Origin of the sequence: Ensifer meliloti, from assembly GCF_030064585.1 — a bacterium.
Classification (GTDB): Bacteria; Pseudomonadota; Alphaproteobacteria; order Rhizobiales; family Rhizobiaceae; genus Sinorhizobium; species Sinorhizobium meliloti.
The window spans coordinates 248,067-267,634 of sequence record NZ_CP120365.1; the positions used below are offsets into that span (position 1 = coordinate 248,067).

Consider the following 19,568-nt stretch of genomic DNA (forward strand, 5'->3'; position numbering starts at 1 on the left):
CAGAGAATCGTTCTGGAGTGTCCATGGAACAGAATTGGTTTTTTCCGCCCCATCAGGGGATTCGTCTGGGCGACCTCGCGAATCAGATTGGGGCGGAGTTGCTGGATACAAGCGCCGCCGACCGCACCGTGCGTGCGGTCGCGCCTGTTTATCGCGCCAAGCCGGGCGACATCTGCTACATGCTGTCGCGCAAGAATCGCGAAGAGTTGCAGACCTGTCGCGCCGCCGCGATCATCTGCGACAAAGCAATTTCGTCGATCGTCCCCGACACTATTCCCGTGCTGCTGACATCGAAGCCGCACACGGCCTTCGCGCTTGCCGGCACCCTGCTTCACGAAAGGGCCATGCGGCCCTCGTATAATACGAGCGAGAGGGGCGTAGCGCCGGGAGCCTTCGTCGATCCGACGGCGCGCCTGGAGGCGGGCGTCGAGGTCGAGCCGATGGCTGTGATCGGAGCCGGCGCCGAGATTGGAAGCGGAACGCGCATTGCGGCGGGAGCAATGATCGGACAGGGCGTGCGGATCGGCCGGGATTGCACCATTTCCGCCGGTGCAAGCATCCTTTGTGCGTTGATCGGCAACAACGTCATCATTCATCCGGGCGCGCGCATCGGCCAGGACGGATTCGGCTACGCACCGGGCCCGAAGGGCGGAATGATCAAGATCGTCCAGGTCGGGCGGGTGATCATCCAGGATCACGTCGAGATCGGTGCGAACACGACGATCGACCGCGGCACAATGGATGACACCGTGATCGGCGAGGGGACGAAAATCGACAATCTCGTGCAGATCGGCCATAACGTGCGCATCGGCCGCTACTGCGGCATCGTCAGCCAGGTCGGTATCGCCGGCAGCACGCAGATCGGCGACGGCGTCATGATCGGCGGAGGCGTCGGGGTCAACGGGCATATCACCATTGGAGACGGAGCGCAGATCGCCGCGATGAGCGGCGTGGCGAGCGATGTGCCGGCCGGCGAGCGCTATGGCGGGATTCCGGCGCGACCGATGCGGGATTTCCTGCGCGATGTCGCCGAAATGGCCCTCAGGTCGAGCGAGAGGCAGAAGAAGAAGGGTGGCAAGGATGAATGAGGCTGCAACGGTCCTCGGCACGGCGGACATACAGGAAATCCTGAGGCTTCTTCCCCATCGTTACCCCTTCCTGCTGGTGGACCGCATCATCGAGATCGATGACGACAATTCGGCCATCGGGATCAAGAACGTGACGGCCAACGAGCCGCATTTCACCGGGCATTTTCCCGAGAAGCCGATCATGCCGGGCGTTCTTCTGATCGAAGGCATGGCGCAGACGGCCGGCGCGATCTGTGCGCGCAAGACGGGAATCGGAAGCAATCTCGTCTATTTCATGACGATCGACAATGCACGGTTCCGCAAACCCGTCGTGCCGGGCGACCGGGTGGAGTTCCATGTCGTGAAGCAGAAGCAGCGCGGCAATATCTGGAAATTTCACTGCGATGCAAAAGTTGACGGGCAACTCGTCGCGGAAGCTGATATCGGCGCGATGATTGTCAGCAAGGAAGACGCCTGAGAATGATAGCATCAAGTGCGAAGATCCACCCGTCCTCGGCCATCGAGAACGGTGCGGTAATCGGCGAAAACGTGAAGATCGGCCCGTTCTGCCACATCGGGCCGAATGTCGTTCTTGCGGATGACGTCGAAATTCTGAGTCACGTCGCGGTCATCGGCCATACGAGCGTCGGCAAGGGCACGAAGATCTTTCCGGGTGCCGTCATCGGCGGCGATTCGCAGAGCGTGCACCACAGCGCCTTGAATACGAAACTGGTGATTGGCGAAAACTGTACCATCCGCGAAGGCGTGACCATGAATACGGGTACGGTGGAGCATGGCGGCGCAACCATTATCGGCAACAACAACCTGTTCCTGGCCTATTCGCACGTGGCGCATGACTGCCGCCTCGGCAACAACATCATCCTTTCCAACAATGTCATGCTTGCGGGGCACGTGACCGTCGAGGATCGAGCCATACTCGGGGGCGGCTCCGCGGTTCACCAGTTTACCCGCATCGGGCGTCAGGCCTTCATCGGGGGCCTGTCGGCGGTGAGCTATGACGTCATTCCCTATGGAATGCTCAACGGCAACCCCGGCGTTTTGAGCGGACTCAACGTGGTCGGGATGACCCGTGCGGGGATCGATCGTCCCGCGATTCATCGCGTTCGGCGGTGCTATAAGCAGATATTCGAAGGAGACGGCTCGATCCGCGCGAACGCAGCCGCTATCCGCAACGAATATCTCGATTGCGCGCCGGCAATCGAGATCCTGGATTTCATCGCCGCGGAGAGCGACCGCGCGCTGTCGTCGCCGAATCGCGGCGCCAAGGGCTGATGGCGGTGGCGATTCATCGCCTGCCGCAGTCAAAAGGCAGGCTCGCCATCATCGCCGGTGCCGGAACGCTTCCCCATCACGTGGCCGAGGCCGCACGCCTTCAGGGTGAAGACCCGTTCATCATCGCGCTTTCGCGTGAGGCCGATACCGATTGGACCGGCTTCGACCATGCCGTTTGCGCAATCGGAGACTTTGCCGCGATCAGCCGCACTTTCGAGACCGAGGGAATCGACCGGGTCGTCCTTTCCGGTGCGGTGCGGCGACGGCCGGAGTGGCGCGATATCCGTCCTACGCTGAAAACGCTGGCCAAGGTGCCGCGGGTTTTCCGCACCTTGATATCCGGCGGGGACGACGCCGTGCTGCGCATGGTGATCGAATTGATCGAGGCAAGTGGCGCCCATGTGATCGGCGCGCACGAGGTCGTTCCGGGGCTTCTTGCCGATACCGGTCCGCTCGGCGCCCATGCCCCGACGGACGAAGACCGGCGTGACATCGAAGCCGGCATCGCCGCAGCCAACGCGCTGGGGGCGCTGGATGTGGGCCAGGGCGCCGTTGCAGTCGGCGGCAGGGTGGTGGCGCTGGAGGGGGCGGAAGGGACGGACGCCATGTTGGCGAGAGTGGCCGACCTCAGGAAAGACGGGCGGATTTCAATCCGTCGTCGCGGCGTTCTCGTCAAGCTCTGCAAGCCGCAACAGGACGAACGGGCGGACCTGCCCTCGATCGGTCCGTCGACGGTCGCAGGAGCGCATGCAGCCGGCCTCGCGGGCATTGCCGTCGAGGCGGGACGCGCGCTGGTTCTCGAGCGCGCGCGTCTCGTGCAGGAGGCCGACAGGAGCGGGCTGTTTATTCTCGGTATCGAGCGCGACGGCCGCAGGGACCGGAGATGACGGGCAGGGCCTACAGGCTGGCGGTTATCGCCGGAGAAGTTTCCGGAGACCTGCTCGGGGCCGACCTGGTACGGGCGCTGCGTGACCGTCTGGGCGGTCCGCTCGAACTCGTGGGCGTTGGTGGCGAGGGGCTGGAAGCCGAAGGGCTCCGGTCGCTTTTCGACTATTCCGAACTGTCGATCATGGGTTTCTCGCAGGTTCTGGCGAACCTGCCGAAGCTTCTGTTGCGGATTGGGCAGACCGCCCGCGCGATCGCCGCTGCGCGTCCGGATGCTTTGTTGATCATCGACAGCCCGGACTTCACCCACCGCGTGGCGCAACGCGTCCGCGCCGCATTGCCGGACTTGCCCGTGATCGACTACGTCTGCCCGAGCGTCTGGGCGTGGAAGCCGGAGCGGGCGCCGCGCATGCGTGCTTATGTGGATCACGTGCTCGCGGTTCTGCCCTTCGAGCAGGAAGCGATGGCGAAGCTCGGCGGTCCGCCGACGACCTATGTCGGGCATCGGCTCGCATCGGACGGCAATGTCCTCGCTGTCCGGGAGCGCCAGCGGCTTAGACAGCAGATGCAGGATCGGCGCGAGCCGAAGGCCTGTCTCCTGCTGCCCGGATCGCGCGGGAGCGAGGTCAGCCGCCTGCTTCCGATCTTCCGCGAAGCAGCCGAAGAACTCGCGGAGCGGCACGAAGGCATTCGTTTCCTCTTGCCGACCGTGCCGCGCCAGGAAGAGCGTGTGAGGGCGTTGACGGCATCCTGGAGGATCCAGCCCGAGATAAGCGTAACGGCGGACGGGAAATGGGAGGCTTTTGCCCAAGCCGACGCGGCCATTGCCGCCTCGGGTACGGTGATCCTCGAACTGGCGCTCGCTGGAGTTCCGGTCGTGTCCACCTACTCTGCCGACTGGATCGTCAGCCTCCTGCATTCCCGCATTCGGATATGGACCGCGGCGCTTCCGAACCTCATCGCGGATTTTCCGGTCGTGCCCGAATATTTCAACAAGTCGATCCGGCCGGCCGTTCTGACGCGCTGGTTCGAACGGCTTTCGAGCGATACGGCGCAACGTCGTGCGATGCTCGACGGCTTCGCCCTCGTTCAACAGCGAATGGAAACGGATCGGCCGCCCGGCGAAAAGGCGGCGGATATCGTCCTCGCTTGCCTTCGGGCCGGATGAGGAGAGGCGAGTGCTTCCTCGGGTCAAGCCCGAGGATGACCGGGGAGGAGTCGAGGGGACTGGGAAGGGACGTTGCTGTGACCCTTAACCTCAGCCTTCGCAAAGCCGATCTGCCTGTTCGTGCAAGAACCTCGCCCTAGTTTTTACGAACCCTACCGATGTCATCCTCGGGCTTGACCCGAGGATCCATATGCGTGCCGATCGGGTTCAACTTCTCGATGAGCTCGATCTTCCATTCCCGATACCAACGACGTTCGTGATTGGATCCTCGGGGCGAGCCCGAGGATGACGGTTGGTGGGGTGGGCTTCTTGTCGAGGTCGTCCCGCGTTTACCGCTTTGAGATCGGCACATAGTCGCGCAGCGGTGCGCCGACATAGAGCTGGCGCGGACGGCCGATGCGCTGTTCCGGATCTTCGATCATCTCGTTCCACTGGGCGATCCAGCCGACGGTGCGGGCAAGGGCGAAGAGCACCGTGAACATCGTGGTGGGGAAGCCCAGGGCCTTCAGGGTGATGCCGGAGTAGAAGTCGATGTTCGGGTAGAGCTTCTTCTCGATGAAGTACTCGTCCGTCAGGGCGATGCGTTCGAGCTCCATCGCGACTTCCAGGAGCGGGTCGTCCTTGTGGCCGAGTTCGGCGAGAACCTCATGCGTGGTCTTCTGCATGATCTTCGCGCGCGGATCGTAGTTCTTGTAGACCCGGTGGCCGAAGCCCATCAGACGGAACGGATCGTTCTTGTCCTTGGCCTTGGCGATATATTCCGGAATGCGGTCGACCGTGCCGATTTCGGCGAGCATGTTGAGCGCCGCCTCGTTGGCGCCGCCATGGGCGGGCCCCCAAAGGCAGGCGATACCGGCAGCGATACAGGCGAAGGGATTGGCACCCGACGAGCCGGCGAGGCGAACGGTCGAGGTCGATGCGTTCTGCTCATGGTCGGCGTGGAGGATGAAGATCCGGTCCATGGCGCGCGCCAGGACCGGATTGACGACATATTCCTCGCAAGGCACGGCGAAACACATGCGCAGGAAGTTCGAGGCGTAGTCGAGATCGTTCTTCGGGTAAACGAAGGGCTGGCCGATATGGTACTTGTAGGCCATCGCGGCGATCGTCGGCATCTTGGCGATCATGCGCAACGATGCGACCATCCGCTGATGCGGATCGGTGATGTCGGTCGAGTCGTGGTAGAAGGCGGAAAGGGCACCGACGCAGCCGCACATGACGGCCATCGGATGGGCATCGCGGCGGAAGCCGGTGAAAAACCGCGACATCTGCTCGTGGACCATGGTGTGATGCGTGACGCGATAATCGAAATCGGCCTTCTGAGCCTTTGTCGGCAGTTCGCCGTAGAGAAGCAGGTAGCAGACTTCGAGAAAATCGCCGTGCTCAGCAAGCTGCTCGATCGGAAATCCGCGGTGAAGCAGGACGCCCTCGTCGCCATCGATATAGGTGATCTTCGATTCACACGATGCCGTGGAGGTAAAGCCCGGATCGTAGGTGAACATCGTCGTCTGCTTGTAGAGCGAGCCGATGTCCACGACGTCCGGACCGATTGATCCCGATCGCACCGGCAGGTCCGCGGATTTTCCGCCGAATGTTACTGTCGCGCTTTTCTCTGACATGGGACCCTCCGTTTTTGTGACATCGTGGCATAGCTCTGTGCCGCGAATTTGAGCGTTGCGAATTTGCTATATGATTTATTTTCGACTGCCAAGCAGTACCAAAGGCAAACTTGTGCGATGCGAAAACGCATATGGCAACGCAACAAACGCATGTTACGGCAATTCGTTCGAAGAGATCAATGATCGCTAAGCTGATAATGCGGTACCATTCTATCTAGTCTGCCTCTTTTTTGAGCATCAGCCTTCGAGTTGCAAGATTGCATGGTTGGCTGCAGGATCGCGAAAACAGGCGCGGGCGGAGCGGAACGCGGGGCACAAGCGGTCGTGCGCGATGGGGAACGCAGCGCGTGGCCCGAGAGCGAGGCGACGCAGGTTCTCACTGGCGATTTGCCCGTCATCGGCTCCGGCCGCCGGGCGCCTGCCGGCCGGCATGCGACACACATTCGCCATCGGATACGCTCGGCGGCCACGGCGGTTTCCCTCCGGATAGGCGCTGCAGTTGCAGAAGAGCAGGAATACGGCCACGGCTTCGTCCTGATCCCGGTCGTGCTTGCGCTCGGCTCGCTTGCATGGCTCGCGCTGCCCGAAACCGTCGGAACTGCCAAACTTGCAGCGCTGCTTTGCGTTTTCGGCATATCTGCGGTGCTTTGCCGGGGAGACCTGCGAAACTGGCGGCCGCTGTTGATCGCGCCTGCTCTCTTTACGGCCGGCATGCTGCTCGCCGCGGCCGAAACAGCAAGGCGCGACACGGTCATTCTCGATACTCCCGTTACGACGACCGTTCGCGGAACCGTGCTGTCGCGGGATCCGGACGACAGGGGGCGCTGGCGCTATCTCGTTCGCATCCAGGAAACCTCCGGCCCGCGTCTTCGCAGGGCTCCGGAAAGGGCGACGCTCCTGGCGCGGAGCCGTCACGAGGCGTTTCCGGTCGGGGCGACGATCGAAGGCAAGGCGCGTTTGTCGCCGCCCTCCGGGCCGGCTCTGCCGGGTCTCAATGACTTCGCGTTCGGCGCCTACTTCAAAGGCGTAGGCGCGGTCGGGTATTTCTATGGCGCGCCGCGAGCGCCGGTGGATGCCGGCGCTGTCACGGATCGGTCCCAGGCCTCGCTGCCGGCGAAGGCGGCCGCATATCTGGCACTGGTCCGCGAGGCGATCGGCAACCGTATCCGGACAGCGATCGGCGGCGATACCGGTGCAATCGCTGCGGCGCTGGTGACCGGCGAGGAGCGCGCGATCAGCCGCGAGGCCGTCGAGATGCTGCGCGCCGCCGGCCTGTCGCACGTCCTGGCGATCTCGGGCCTTAACATGGTGCTGGCGGCGGGCACGTTTCTCATCGGCGCCCGGACCCTGCTGAGCTTCGTTCCCGGCTTGGCCGAAAGATATTCCGTCAAGAAGATCGCCGCCGTCGGCGCTCTTCTCATGGTCTTCTTCTATATCCTGATTTCCGGCGGCGCGGTCTCGGCGCTCAGATCCTGGATCATGATCTCGATCATGCTCGTCGCATTGTTCTTCGACCGCGTTTCGATCAGCCTGCGCAACGTGGCGCTTGCCGCACTCGTCATCCTCGCCTGGACGCCATCGGCGGCAGCCGGACCAGGGTTCCAAATGTCCTTTGCGGCGACGCTGGCCCTCGTTGCGGGCTATTCCCGCTGGCGCGACCACAGGAGAAAGGATCGCGAAACCCCGAGGAACCGGGGGGGCGCGGGGGTCGTGTCCGGCCTCGCCATCGGTACTGTCGCCACCTCCGTCATCGGCGGGTTGGCGACGGCGGTTTACGCGGCTGCCCATTTCAACCGGCTCCCCGGTTACGGGCTGGCCGCAAACGTTCTCACGACGCCTCTGATCAGCGTGCTCATCATGCCGTTCGCGCTGTTCGCGATGCTACTTATGCCCTTCGGGCTCGAATATTACCCCCTCGTGGTCATGGGGCAGGGGCTGGACTGGATGCTGGCGGTCGCGAGATATGTCGCATCCCTCGACGGCGAGTGGACGACCGGTCGCATGGGCGACGTGCAGTTCTTCCTTATTGCCTTCGGCGGCATCCTGCTCTGCGTGCTGAGAACGCGGCTGGCGCTCGTCGGTGCGGGGCTGATCGCTCTGGGTGCATCCGCGATCGTGCTCGAGCCGCGGAAGGAGCGCCCATCGATCGCCATATCGGAGGATGCTCAACTGGTCGGTCTGGTCGCCGCGGATGCAATCGCGACCAATCGGAGCCGTCCGCCGGAGTTCATCTTCTCGCAATGGCAGCGCGCGCTTGCGATCACAGCACATAAGGCGCCGGTCGACCTTGCAGCGGAACCGGACACCGCCGCCGGGACATCAGCTTTCCTGACCTCGGCTCGAGCCGGCGTCTTCGCCTGCAGAAAGGGAACAGGATGCGCCGGGCGCAGCCGCGAGGGATGGACAGTGGCTGTTATCGAAAAGGCCGAATCGCTCTCCTTCCTGTGCGGTCGCGTCGATCTGGTCGTCGTCGCCAGCCGCCGCCCGTCTGCAGGCTGCCCGCCCGGCGGATCGCTGGTCATAAGCACCGAGACGCTGCGCCGGACGGGGGCGGTCGAGATCCATGCCGAGCAGGAACAACCGGGCGCGGCGCCTCGCATGCGCGTCGTCTCGTCGTTCTCCTCCACTGAGCGCCCTGGCAGCGTCATCGCCGCTACGACTGGCGGACGGGCAGTTTTATGCCGCAAGGTTCACCGCCCTGACCGCCCGCGCATTCCTCATCGCCCCATCTGCCGCATATTCTTGATTATTGTACTCCACAATCTTGTCATCCCGCCATTGTTTGTCGTAAAGAGCGTTGCGAAGGCGCTTCACCGACAAGGGAGGCGCAAGCGGCTGCGGTTTGCATCCCGCGCCCACCTGGTTGGTTGAAATCGATTGCAGGCCCGTGACGCTCGGGCGAATGCGGGAAAAGAGGAACGAGATGTCTGATCGGATCCGGCCGAAATTGAACGTGTTGCTGGCGGCAACGCTGGCTGTTTTCCTTGCCGGTCCGGTCGCGAACGGCCTCGCGCAGACCGTACAACAGCCCTCGTCCGTTTCGGTCGATGCGCAGCCGCCGGCGACAGATGTTCCCGGCGCCGATGACCCGGGCGCGCAACCGGCGCCGCTCGAGGCAGCAGCGGGCGACGCAACGGCGGGCGACGCGACGGAAGTCAACCCCGTGCTTCCGCATGATCTTTCGCCGGTCGGCATGTTCCTCGCTGCCGATATCGTCGTAAAGGCGGTGATGGTCGCTCTGGCGCTCGCCTCCGTCGCCACCTGGGCGATCTTCCTCGTGAAGACGCTGGAACTCATTTATGCCAAGTCGCGCCTCAAGCGCGCCGTGGCTGCGCTCGTTTCCGCGAATGGTCTCGCCGAGGTGCAGCCAAAGCTCGAGCGCCGCGCCGGTGTGGCTGGGGAGATGGTCGCCGCAGCGATCGACGAAATGACACGCTCGGAAGCCGTTCTGGACCTTGCGCCGGCAGTGGGTGTCAAGGAACGCGTCTCTTCTCTGCTCACGCGTATCGAGGTTCGCGCCGGCAAGAGGATGAGCGCCGGTACGGGAATCCTGGCGTCGATCGGGTCCGTCGGTCCATTCGTCGGCCTCTTCGGCACCGTCTGGGGAATCATGAATTCCTTCATCGGCATCAGCAAGGCGCAGACGACCAACCTCGCCATCGTCGCGCCGGGCATCGCCGAGGCGCTGCTGGCGACTGCGATCGGCCTCGTCGCGGCAATACCGGCGGTGGTGATCTATAACTATTTTGCCCGGTCCGTCGGGGGCTACAAGCTCATCCTGGCAGATGCGGCGGCAGCCGTCGAAAGACTGGTAAGCCGCGATCTCGATCATCGCCACGCCCGCAGAGCGCCGCCGCGCCGCCAAGACGGCTTCGCCCACGCCCCCGACTCGATCGCCAGAATCGGATAAGCGAAAATGGCTGGAAGAATTTCCGAGAGCAGCGGCGATCTCGACGAGAACAGCGAGATCAACGTCACCCCCTTCATCGACGTCATGCTCGTGCTGCTCATCATCTTCATGGTGGCTGCGCCGCTCGCGACGGTCGACATGAAGGTCGATCTGCCGCAATCCGTGGCAAAGCCGACGCCGCGCGACGACAAGCCGATCTTCGTGACGTTGAAGGCCGACCTCACGCTTGCCATCGGCAATGAAGAGGCGCCTCGCGAAGCTTTCGTTGCCGAACTCAACCGGATAACCGGCGGCAACACGGAAACGCGCGTGCTCCTGCGCGCCGATCGGCTGGTCGACTACGGCGAACTGATGACGGTCATGAACCTCATTCAGAATGCCGGCTACGGCAAGATCGCACTCGTCGGCCTTGAGGCCGCGCCTGCCCGCTAAGGCCTGTTGAGATTCGGGCAAACCGCAGCGGCTTGTTTGCTCTCCTCATCCCTGTGACGAGCACGATAAACGGCTAGACCTTCGCATGTCCAAAACGATGCCACGGCACTCCGGAGCGGCGGCATCTGTATTTCCATCAGTGGCGAGGCTTGCGGAAGGGTCCTCGGGATCAAACCCGTATGCGCTGACATTGGCATTAGCGGTCCCCCGCCCCTCATCCGCCTGCCGGCACCTTCTCCCCGCAGGCGGGGAGAAGGGACAAGCGGCGCCGACTGAACCCCGCATTCACTGTCCGCCCGAGGGAGCGAGTGGGCGCGGCATATCCCTTCTCCCCGCCTGCGGGGAGAAGGTGGCGGCAGCCGGTTGAGGGGCAATCCCGACCGAGCGGCGTTGAGGCGGTTGGGTTCCCGAGGGATCCCTTTCATGAGCAGTATCCGCCGCACCGGCGCGCAAGAGATATGTGTATGCCGTAGCCCGCATGCGGGGAGACGACAAGTGGCTTGACCTTCGCCTATGAATCTCAACAGGCCTTAGAGCGGGATGAGGAAAAGTGGGTTGTGTGCGGTTCCCCCCACCGCATCCCGCGTCTCGTCAGGTTCCTCATGTCCCGACCGTCAGTCCCGATGTGGGCTGGCGGTGCCTTTTTGCGTGCACAGATGCGCAGTCGCTTGAAACCGGCCGTGCGGCGATCTATGAGCTTTATGCATGCGTCCGAAAGCGCGGAGCGGTTTTGGGCCAACGACATGCACAGAGACAACAACCTAGGGCGCGTCGCATGCATACGATCGGTGCGTTGCGCTTCAGGCAACAGGCTGGCCGCCGCCGGACGCAAGATCGCACGGTCTTTCCGGCGCCGCGCCCATTCCGACACGAGGCAATATCATGAACTTCGAAGCAGCCCGCATCAAGATGGTGGACAATCAGATCCGGACCACGGATGTGACCTCCCATTCAGTCCTGTCTGCTTTCCTGTCGGTCCCGCGTGAGGAGTTCGTGCCTGCCAAGATGCGGGAGCTGGCCTATATCGACACCGATATCGAGCTCGTCGGCGGTTCCCAGCCGCGTTACCTGATGGAGCCGTCGCCGTTGGCAAAGCTCCTCCAGCTCGCGGAGATCTCCAAATCGGATCTGGTCCTCGAGATCGGCTGCGGGACAGGTTACGCCTCGGCTCTGCTTTCGCTTCTCGCCGGTTCCGTCGTGGCGCTGGAGAGCGACGAAGCCCTGGCCGCCACGGCCACGGCAACGCTGGCACGCCTCGGTTACGACAACGTCGCCGTGGTGAGCGGCGATCTGACCAAGGGATATGCGGCGGAAGCGCCCTATGACGTCATCTTCATCGACGGTGCCGTCGAGATGCTCCCTGCCGAGCTGTTCGAGCAGCTTCGCGACGGCGGCCGGCTCGTGGCCGTGGAAGGTTTTGGTAACGCATCTCGTGCGAAACTTTACGTGCGCGAATCGGGCATGACGTCCGAGCGAGCTGACTTCAACACCGCCGTGAAGCCGCTTCCCGGCTTCCGCCGCGACCGTTCTTTTGTTTTTTGATGTGCCTCTTATTGAGGTAGCTCAACATATGAGTGCTGAAGCTAAAACTGCAATGTTGCCAATCGGCAACGTATTATTTGTTTCTTTTTGAAATGGCCGTGTAGAGGGTCGGTGCGCAGTTGTCGTAGAACCGAATCCGGAGTTCAAAAGAGCCTGGAAGCGGTGATTTGCCCGCCATGGGTGGCGCTGGGCTTCACTGCAGTGTTTGTGCAGGCCGCCAAACGGTCTGCTGAAAAATGCGGGGTGGCGACGCTGCCCCGATTGATCGGAGGGAAGATGGTGTCGATTGTCCGCAAAGCAGCCTTGTGGGCGGCTGTCTCGACCAGTGTGCTGCTCGCGCCCCACGCCGTTCTCGCGGAGACGATTTTCGGGGCGATGGCCAAGGCCTATGCGAACAACCCGGATCTCAACGCCGCTCGCGCCGGCCTGCGCGCGACCGACGAAGGGGTGCCGATTGCGAAGGCCGGCTACCGGCCGCAGATTTCCGCGTCGGCGACTGGAACGCTAACGCGGCTGGACCAGGAAAAGAGCCGTGCGCAGGACCTTCACGCAGGACAGGTCGGCATCTCCATCACGCAGACGATCTTCGATGGATTTCAGACATTGAACAATGTCAGGGCGGCCCAAGCGGACGTGTTTTCGAGCCGCGAGACGCTGAAGGCCAATGAGATTCAGATCCTTCTTTCGGCCGCGCAATCCTATGCGAACATAGCCCGCGATCAGCAGGTCGTTTCCATTCGCCGGCAGAACCTCGCCTTCCTTCGGGAACAGTTGAGCGCCGCACAGGCCCGCCTCGAAGTGGGCGAAGGCACGCGGACGGATGTGAGCCAGGCGGAAGCCGAACTCGCCAACGCACAGTCGCTGCTCGTCGCTGCAATCGCGCAGCTGAAGCAGAGCGAAGCGGTCTATGTGCAGATCGTCGGCGCAGCGCCGACCGGCATCAGACAGCCCGGACCGGCCACGAAGGCCATGCCGAGGTCCCTCGATCAGGCCGTTGCGACGGGGCTGCGGGAGAACCCGCAAATCCTGGCGGCGCAATATGCCGTCGATTCGGCCGGTTACCAGGTGAAATCGGCGGAAGGCACGATGCTGCCGGGCGTCGTTCTCCAGGGCGCCGTGACCCGCAACACCGGTAATGCCGGTCAAGGCCTCGACGATACCACCGCGAGCGTCACGGCTCGGCTGGAAGTTCCGATCTATCAGGGCGGTGCCGAATACGGACAGATTCGCCAGGCGAAGGAAATCCTGGGGCAGCAGCGAATCCTCGTCGACTCGGCGCGGGCCTCGGTGCAGCAGACGGTCGTCTCGGCCCACGCGCAGCTCGAATCCGCACTCGCCAGAATCAAGGCCAGCCGGTCGCAGATCGCCGCCGCCAATCTGGCGCTCGAAGGCGTTGTGGAGGAACGCAAGGTCGGTCAGCGCACCACCCTCGACGTTCTCATTTCGCAGCAGGACGTTCTGGACGCGCAGGAGTCGTTGGCCGGAGCGCAGCGCGACGCCGTGGTTGCAAGCTACGCCTTGCTCGCCGCAATGGGCCACCTGACCGTCAGGAGCCAGGGCCTGCAGGTGGCCGAGTATCGGGCCGAGGAACATTACGAGGCCGTCAAGGACAAGTGGTTCGGCCTGCGCACCGTCGACGGGCGCTAAGCGGCCCTCAGCCAATTCGACACAGAACGCCGCGTGCCCTGAGGGCCGCGGCGTTTTGTGTTAGAGCGCAAGTGCCATTGCCCCTGCCGAAAAAAACAAATCTGTGCAAGAATTTACCGAGCTGATTCGCGGCGTTTGTTTCGTCGGCGAACTCACTTAAGGTTTGTTCGAATCGGCACACGGAGGGCTTTTTTCCGTGTTCGTCCGCAGCAAACGGGGATTGAAATGGCGCAGCTCAACGTCGCACGTGAACCTTCGATGGATGAGATTCTGGCATCCATTCGCAAGATCATAGAGAGTAACGAGCCTGGTCCGGCCGGAACCTCCGCGCGGCAGACGTTCGAGGACGACGCCGGCGACGATATCGAACTGTCGATAGATTCGGAGATCGAAGCGGATGCGTTCGGATCCGTCGAGGACCAGTTTTCCCCGGTCAGGACGTCACCATCCGCAGTCGACACCCGTACCAACGCGCCGGTATCGCCGTCTGCGCCGCTTTCGCTTGCCGATGTCGCGGCAAGGGTGAGGGCAGCTTCGGAGCGGCAGGCGGTGCATCCGGTTCCGAGGGATCAAGCAGGAGCCGAGGAGGCGCGGTCGCCAGCGGATAGCCCGGCGATGATGTCCCGCATCGCTGCTTTCCCCTCGTCGGCCATTCCGGCGAGTGCGGCCGCGAACGCCGAGTCGGCTCCCGTGGCCGGGGATGTGTCGGCGGCCGCGCATGCGACGGCCTCGGACGAGGCGACGGCGCCGGAAAGCACGCCTGGAACGATCGTTTCCCCGGCTGTCAGCCGTCAGGTCGCGCGCGCCTTCGACGAGTTGGCACATGCCGTCGAGAACGGACCCCGGCGTTCGTTCGACGAGATCGCCGAGGCGATGCTGCGTCCGATGTTGCAGGAATGGCTGGACGACAACTTGCCGACATTGGTCGAAAGACTGGTGCGCGAAGAGATCGAGCGCGTTGCGCGCGGGCCCCGGCGCTGACGTAAACGGCAGATAGGCAGGAATTGCTTCTGCCGTCGTGGCAATCCCGGGAAAATCGCTGCGCACTTTTCCCGAAAGCGATTTTGACCTGCGCACTTCCGGGCGGAAAACCGTTACACACTTTTCCTGGAAGTGCTCTAAGATGGAAGCCGCGTGCACGATGGCTGCGGCTTTTTCCCCGTTCAGGTTGACTTGCCCCGGGCCTTCCGGTTTACAAACGCTGACATCAATCTCCAGAAATCGGCCAAAGAATGCTTGATAAAACCTACGATTCCGCAGCGGTAGAACCGAAGATCGCCAAGGCCTGGGACGAAGCGGATGCCTTCCGCGCCGGTGTCAACGCGAAGCCGGACGCGGAGACCTTCACGATCGTGATCCCGCCGCCGAACGTGACGGGTTCGCTGCACATGGGTCATGCGCTGAACAACACGCTGCAGGACATCATGGTCCGCTTCGAGCGCATGCGCGGCAAGGATGTGCTCTGGCAGCCGGGTATGGATCATGCGGGTATCGCGACCCAGATGGTCGTCGAGCGCCAGCTCATGGAACGTCAGCTTCCGAGCCGCCGGGATATGGGCCGCGAGGCCTTCATAGAGAGGGTCTGGGAGTGGAAGGCCGAGTCCGGGGGCCTGATCTTCAATCAATTGAAGCGGCTCGGCGCCTCCTGCGACTGGTCGCGCGAGCGCTTCACGATGGACGAGGGTCTGTCCGAGGCGGTCATCGAGGTCTTCGTCAGCCTTTACAAGGAAGGCCTCATCTATCGCGACACCCGTCTGGTCAACTGGGACCCGAAGCTGCAGACCGCGATTTCCGACATCGAGGTCGAGCCGGTCGAGGTCAACGGCCATCTCTGGCATCTGCGCTACCCGCTCGAAGAGGGCGTGACCTATCAGCATCCTGTCGCCTTCGATGAGGACGGCAATGCGACGGAATGGGAGACGCGCGACTATCTCGTCGTAGCGACCACGCGTCCGGAAACCATGCTCGGCGACACCGGCGTTGCCGTGCACCCCGATGACGTCCGCTACAAAGGCATCGTCGGCAAGCATGTCATCCTGCCGATCGTCGGGCGCCGCATCCCGATCGTCGCCGACGAGTATCCGGACCCGACGACCGGCACCGGCGCGGTAAAGATGACGCCTGCCCATGACTTCAACGATTTCGACGTCGGCAAGCGCCAAGGACTGAGGCAGGTCAACGTTCTCACGGCAGACGGCCGGATAACGATCAAGAACAATGAGGATTTCCTCGAAGGTCTCGACCATCCGGCGGCGCTCCATGGCGCCTGGGACCGGCTGGAAGGCAAGGATCGCTTCGAAGCCCGCAAGCTGATCGTCGAGATGCTCGAAGAGGCCGGCCTCGTCGATCATATCGAGCCCCACAAGCACATGGTGCCCCATGGCGACCGCGGCGGCGTGCCGATCGAGCCGCGCCTGACCGAGCAATGGTATGTCGACGCCAAGACTTTGGCGAAGCCGGCGATTGCGGCCGTCAAGGAAGGCAGGACGAACTTCGTCCCGAAGAACTGGGAAAAGACCTATTTCGAATGGATGGAGAACATTCAGCCCTGGTGCATTTCCCGCCAGCTCTGGTGGGGCCATCAGATTCCCGCCTGGTACGGTCCCGACGGGCAGATCTTCGTTGAGCGAAACGAGGAGGAAGCGCTGCATGCGGCGATCCAGCACTACATCGCCCATGAAGGACCGATGAAGGCCTATGTCGAAGACCTGCTCGAAAACTTCAAGCCGGGTGAGATCCTGACACGCGACGAGGACGTCCTCGACACCTGGTTCTCCTCGGCGCTCTGGCCCTTCTCGACGCTCGGTTGGCCGAAGGAGACGCCCGAGCTCGACAAATACTATCAGACCGATGTGCTGGTAACCGGTTTCGACATCATTTTCTTCTGGGTCGCCCGGATGATGATGATGGGCCTTCATTTCATGAAGGATGCGGACGGCACGCCAGTCGAGCCGTTCCATACGGTTTATGTCCATGCGCTCGTCCGTGACAAGAACGGGCAGAAGATGTCGAAGTCCAAGGGCAACGTCATCGATCCGCTGGAGCTGATAGACGAATACGGCGCCGACGCATTGCGCTTCACGCTGGCGATCATGGCGGCTCAGGGGCGCGACGTGAAGCTCGACCCGGCCCGGATAGCAGGCTACCGCAACTTCGGAACCAAGCTGTGGAATGCGACCCGCTTTGCCGAGATGAACGGGGCAATAAGCAGCGAAGGCTTCATCCCCGAGGCCGCGTCGCTGACGATCAACCGCTGGATCCTGACGGAACTGTCGCGCACCATTCGTGACGTGAGCGAGGCGATCGAGGATTACCGCTTCAACGAAGCGGCGGGAGCCCTTTACCGCTTTGTCTGGAACCAGTTCTGCGACTGGTATCTCGAACTCCTGAAGCCTGTCTTCAACGGCGACGACGAGGCGGCCAAGCGCGAGTCCCAGGCCTGCACGGCCTATGTCCTGGATGAGATCTATAAGCTGCTGCATCCGTTCATGCCCTTCATGACGGAAGAGCTTTGGGAAATGACGACCGGTCCCGGGCGAGAGCGTACGACGCTCCTTTGTCATGCCGAATGGCCTGCCGCCTTCTATGCGGATGACGCGGCCGCGGACGAAATCAACTGGCTGATCGACCTCGTCTCCGGCATTCGTTCGGTTCGCGCCGAAATGAACGTCCCTCCGGCGGCGATGGCACCACTGGTCATCGTCGGGGCGAAGGCGCTGACGGGCGAGCGGCTCGACAGGCACGCCTCCGCGATCAAGCGGCTGGCGAGGGTGGAGAACATCGAGCACGCGTCAGTGGCGCCCCGCGGCAGCGCTCAGATCGTGGTCGGCGAAGCGACGGCTTGCCTTCCGCTCGGCAGTCTCATCGATCTCGCGGCCGAAAAGTTGCGCCTGGAAAAGGCCATTGCAAAGGTCGACGTCGAGCGGGAGCGGATCCTCGGCAAGCTCGCCAACGAAAAATTCGTCGCCAATGCCAAGCCTGAACTGGTCGAGGCCGAGCGCGAGCGGCTGGTCGAACTCGACCTGCAAAGAGAATCGCTCGGCGTTGCTTTGTCCCGCGTTTCGGAAGCGGGCTGAAGCTTCGTCTCCCAGGCAGGTTCGAGGAGAAATGGAATCCGCGGCAGCAATGCCGCGGATTTTCTAATTTCTCGCCCGTGCCGCGAATCGGATGCTTGGTCACTGCGCGAGGTAATGGGAGGTGGGGGCGGCCGACAATGCACGTCTAGGTTTTACGTGCCTGCGTTTCAATAGTGCTCCGCAAGGATTTGGCGTAAAAAGCCATGTTGTTGTTCAAGCGTCACACACGCCGCCTTAAATAGAAATTAGTTCCTCCGGGTGATCAAAATCCTGGCCTTAAAGGAATGAAATTCTACTGGAGTTCGAATTGTGGCGAGAAATGGGAATTCTTACGTAAATCCGGTGACCGTGCCCGCCGGGCCTTTCCCGGGGTTTGCAGTTTGCCATTTCACGCAATCGTGAGGATACTTCCCTCAAGCGCGGCATCGAGCTGGGTGGTCGCATGATTTGGAATGCAGGGGAGGAGCTTGATGGCTCGAATTGGATTGAAGCAGGGTATTCTGGCTGCGGTTGCCGGAATGCTCGTGGCCTCGGCTGCGCAGGCGGGAGGGCTTGAACGCAGCGGCTATAATATCGATCTCTTGTTCGACCCGTCGGACTATGCGGCAGAAGCGACGGCGACCTATGTCAATCCGCAGCGTAAGCTGAAGAATGTAGAGGATACGGATACCGCCGATACGGACATACTCGGCGGGACATTCGGTGGCGGAAACCTGAATTATCGTCCAAGCACCGCGGACGACACCGAGAGCTATTGGGCGCCCCGCATCGGCATTAAGGCTGCCTTGGGTGACAGTATTGACTGTATGGCGGACTACTCGCAGCCTTGGGGCGCCCACACCAACCCCGGCAAAAACTGGGCCGGTGCCAACAACAACATCGAGACGAAGGTGGAGAGCGACAACTATGCGGCCACCTGTTCCTATAAGTGGCAAATGGGACCCGGCTATTTCCGTGTTATTGGCGGTGGGTTCTATCAGGAAGTGGGCGGCTTTAAAGAACGGCTCGTGCAGGATTACACCTTCGCGCCGTTTCCGTTTTCAACCTTTTCCGGCGTCGGTCGTCTCGAGCTGGAAGATAGCGGATGGGGCTGGCGCACCGGCGTCGCGTACGAAATTCCCGAATATGCGATGCGGGCGAGCTTAGTTTATAACAGTGCTGTGGATCTGGATGATCTTTCGGGCTTCATCGATCTGCGTCAGCTTGCGTTTCCGAACCCTTTTCCGGTTGGTCCTCGGGTGATCACCGGCACCAAATATGACGTTCAGGGTTCGGCCTCGATGCCGGATTCGCTTGAACTCAAGGTTCAATCGGGCATCGCCCCCGGCTGGTTGGCGTTCGGCTCCATCAAATGGACCGATTGGAGTCAGCTGCAGGTTGTAACATTCTGCCCTGCGACGATATCGCCTACTACGCCGTGCACCAGCCTCGACCTCCTTTACCGGGACGGTTGGACGGTTACCGGCGGCATCGGCCACAAGTTCAACGATCAGTGGAGCGGTGCAGTCAGCCTCACCTGGGATCGTGGAACAAGCCAGGGATACGGCGCGCAGACCGATACCTGGACGCTCGGCACAGGTGTTTCCTATACGCCGACCGAAAATGTGGAAATCCGTCTCGCCGGTGTCGTCGGAATCCTGACCAGCGGCAGTTCCGGTCCGGTTGATTTCGAAGGACAAACGATTGGCGGTGACGTCTCCTACGACTTCGGCAATGACTTCGTCGGGGCGATCTCAACTTCTCTGAAGGTCAGGTTCTGACCTCTCCGCAATTACTCCAAAGGCCCGGTCTCCCCGGGCCTTTTTTGTGTCTGGTAACCACGCTTATAAGCGGTTGTGAATGTGACGATTCAGCAACACATTTCCTGCTACGGTTTGCTACTATCCGGGCCGGATCGATTATGTCCATTTCCCGCCACAAAATGAGAGC

The 19,568-nt window shown here is 62.1% G+C and carries 13 protein-coding genes and 1 pseudogene; 13 read left to right on the top strand and 1 reads right to left on the bottom strand.

Annotated elements, in window-relative coordinates; genetic code table 11:
• Window positions 1–23 precede the first annotated feature (23 nt).
• The 5 genes from lpxD to lpxB are packed head-to-tail and all read left to right on the top strand — an operon-like array spanning window position 24 to window position 4,413.
• A complete protein-coding gene (lpxD, locus tag PZL22_RS08305) occupies window positions 24–1,088 on the top strand; it encodes a UDP-3-O-(3-hydroxymyristoyl)glucosamine N-acyltransferase (protein ID WP_003534977.1) in 1,065 nt (354 codons plus the stop codon).
• Window positions 1,081–1,545, top strand: coding sequence for a 3-hydroxyacyl-ACP dehydratase FabZ (gene fabZ, locus PZL22_RS08310; protein ID WP_010969260.1), 465 nt, complete (start codon window positions 1,081–1,083; stop codon window positions 1,543–1,545). Before lpxD ends, fabZ begins: the two co-directional genes overlap by 8 nt.
• Complete coding sequence (gene lpxA, locus PZL22_RS08315; protein WP_162098024.1) at window positions 1,542–2,360, top strand: acyl-ACP--UDP-N-acetylglucosamine O-acyltransferase; 819 nt, start codon at window positions 1,542–1,544, stop codon at window positions 2,358–2,360. Before fabZ ends, lpxA begins: the two co-directional genes overlap by 4 nt.
• Complete coding sequence (locus tag PZL22_RS08320) at window positions 2,360–3,247, top strand: LpxI family protein (RefSeq protein ID WP_003537361.1); 888 nt, start codon at window positions 2,360–2,362, stop codon at window positions 3,245–3,247. The genes lpxA and PZL22_RS08320 overlap by 1 nt, the downstream gene beginning before the upstream one ends.
• Window positions 3,244–4,413, top strand: coding sequence for a lipid-A-disaccharide synthase (lpxB, locus tag PZL22_RS08325; protein ID WP_003537362.1), 1,170 nt, complete (start codon window positions 3,244–3,246; stop codon window positions 4,411–4,413). Before PZL22_RS08320 ends, lpxB begins: the two co-directional genes overlap by 4 nt.
• 329 nt (window positions 4,414–4,742) lie before the next feature.
• On the opposite strand, the gene gltA is transcribed toward lpxB, so the two are convergent.
• Entirely contained in the window at window positions 4,743–6,032 is a 1,290-nt protein-coding gene (gltA, locus tag PZL22_RS08330; protein ID WP_003537363.1) for a citrate synthase, read from the bottom strand.
• Between the two features lie 261 nt (window positions 6,033–6,293).
• On the opposite strand from gltA, the pseudogene PZL22_RS08335 reads away from it, so the two are divergent.
• The 8 genes and pseudogenes from PZL22_RS08335 to PZL22_RS08370 all read left to right on the top strand — a co-directional run bounded on the left by PZL22_RS08335 (window position 6,294) and on the right by PZL22_RS08370 (window position 19,399).
• Window positions 6,294–8,734: pseudogene (locus PZL22_RS08335) on the top strand (ComEC/Rec2 family competence protein).
• 221 nt (window positions 8,735–8,955) lie between these two features.
• Window positions 8,956–9,942, top strand: a complete 987-nt coding sequence (gene exbB / locus PZL22_RS08340; RefSeq protein ID WP_013844326.1) for a tonB-system energizer ExbB — start codon at window positions 8,956–8,958, stop codon at window positions 9,940–9,942.
• A 6-nt stretch (window positions 9,943–9,948) separates the two neighbouring features.
• Window positions 9,949–10,374: a TonB system transport protein ExbD gene (exbD, locus tag PZL22_RS08345; protein WP_003534530.1), complete on the top strand. Its 426-nt coding sequence runs from the start codon at window positions 9,949–9,951 to the stop codon at window positions 10,372–10,374.
• A gap of 882 nt (window positions 10,375–11,256) precedes the next feature.
• Window positions 11,257–11,916 (top strand): protein-L-isoaspartate O-methyltransferase family protein, encoded by a 660-nt coding sequence (locus tag PZL22_RS08350; RefSeq protein ID WP_003534532.1) that lies wholly within the window; start codon window positions 11,257–11,259, stop codon window positions 11,914–11,916.
• A gap of 276 nt (window positions 11,917–12,192) precedes the next feature.
• On the top strand, window positions 12,193–13,563 hold the full coding sequence (gene tolC / locus PZL22_RS08355; RefSeq protein WP_013844327.1) for an outer membrane channel protein TolC: 1,371 nt from the start codon (window positions 12,193–12,195) through the stop codon (window positions 13,561–13,563).
• Window positions 13,564–13,788: 225 nt separating this feature from the next.
• Window positions 13,789–14,544, top strand: coding sequence for a PopZ family protein (locus PZL22_RS08360; protein WP_003534535.1), 756 nt, complete (start codon window positions 13,789–13,791; stop codon window positions 14,542–14,544).
• A gap of 251 nt (window positions 14,545–14,795) precedes the next feature.
• Complete coding sequence (locus PZL22_RS08365; protein WP_003534538.1) at window positions 14,796–17,639, top strand: valine--tRNA ligase; 2,844 nt, start codon at window positions 14,796–14,798, stop codon at window positions 17,637–17,639.
• A 470-nt stretch (window positions 17,640–18,109) separates the two neighbouring features.
• A complete protein-coding gene (locus PZL22_RS08370; RefSeq protein WP_010969273.1) occupies window positions 18,110–19,399 on the top strand; it encodes an OmpP1/FadL family transporter in 1,290 nt (429 codons plus the stop codon).
• The last annotated feature ends 169 nt before the right edge of the window (window positions 19,400–19,568 follow it).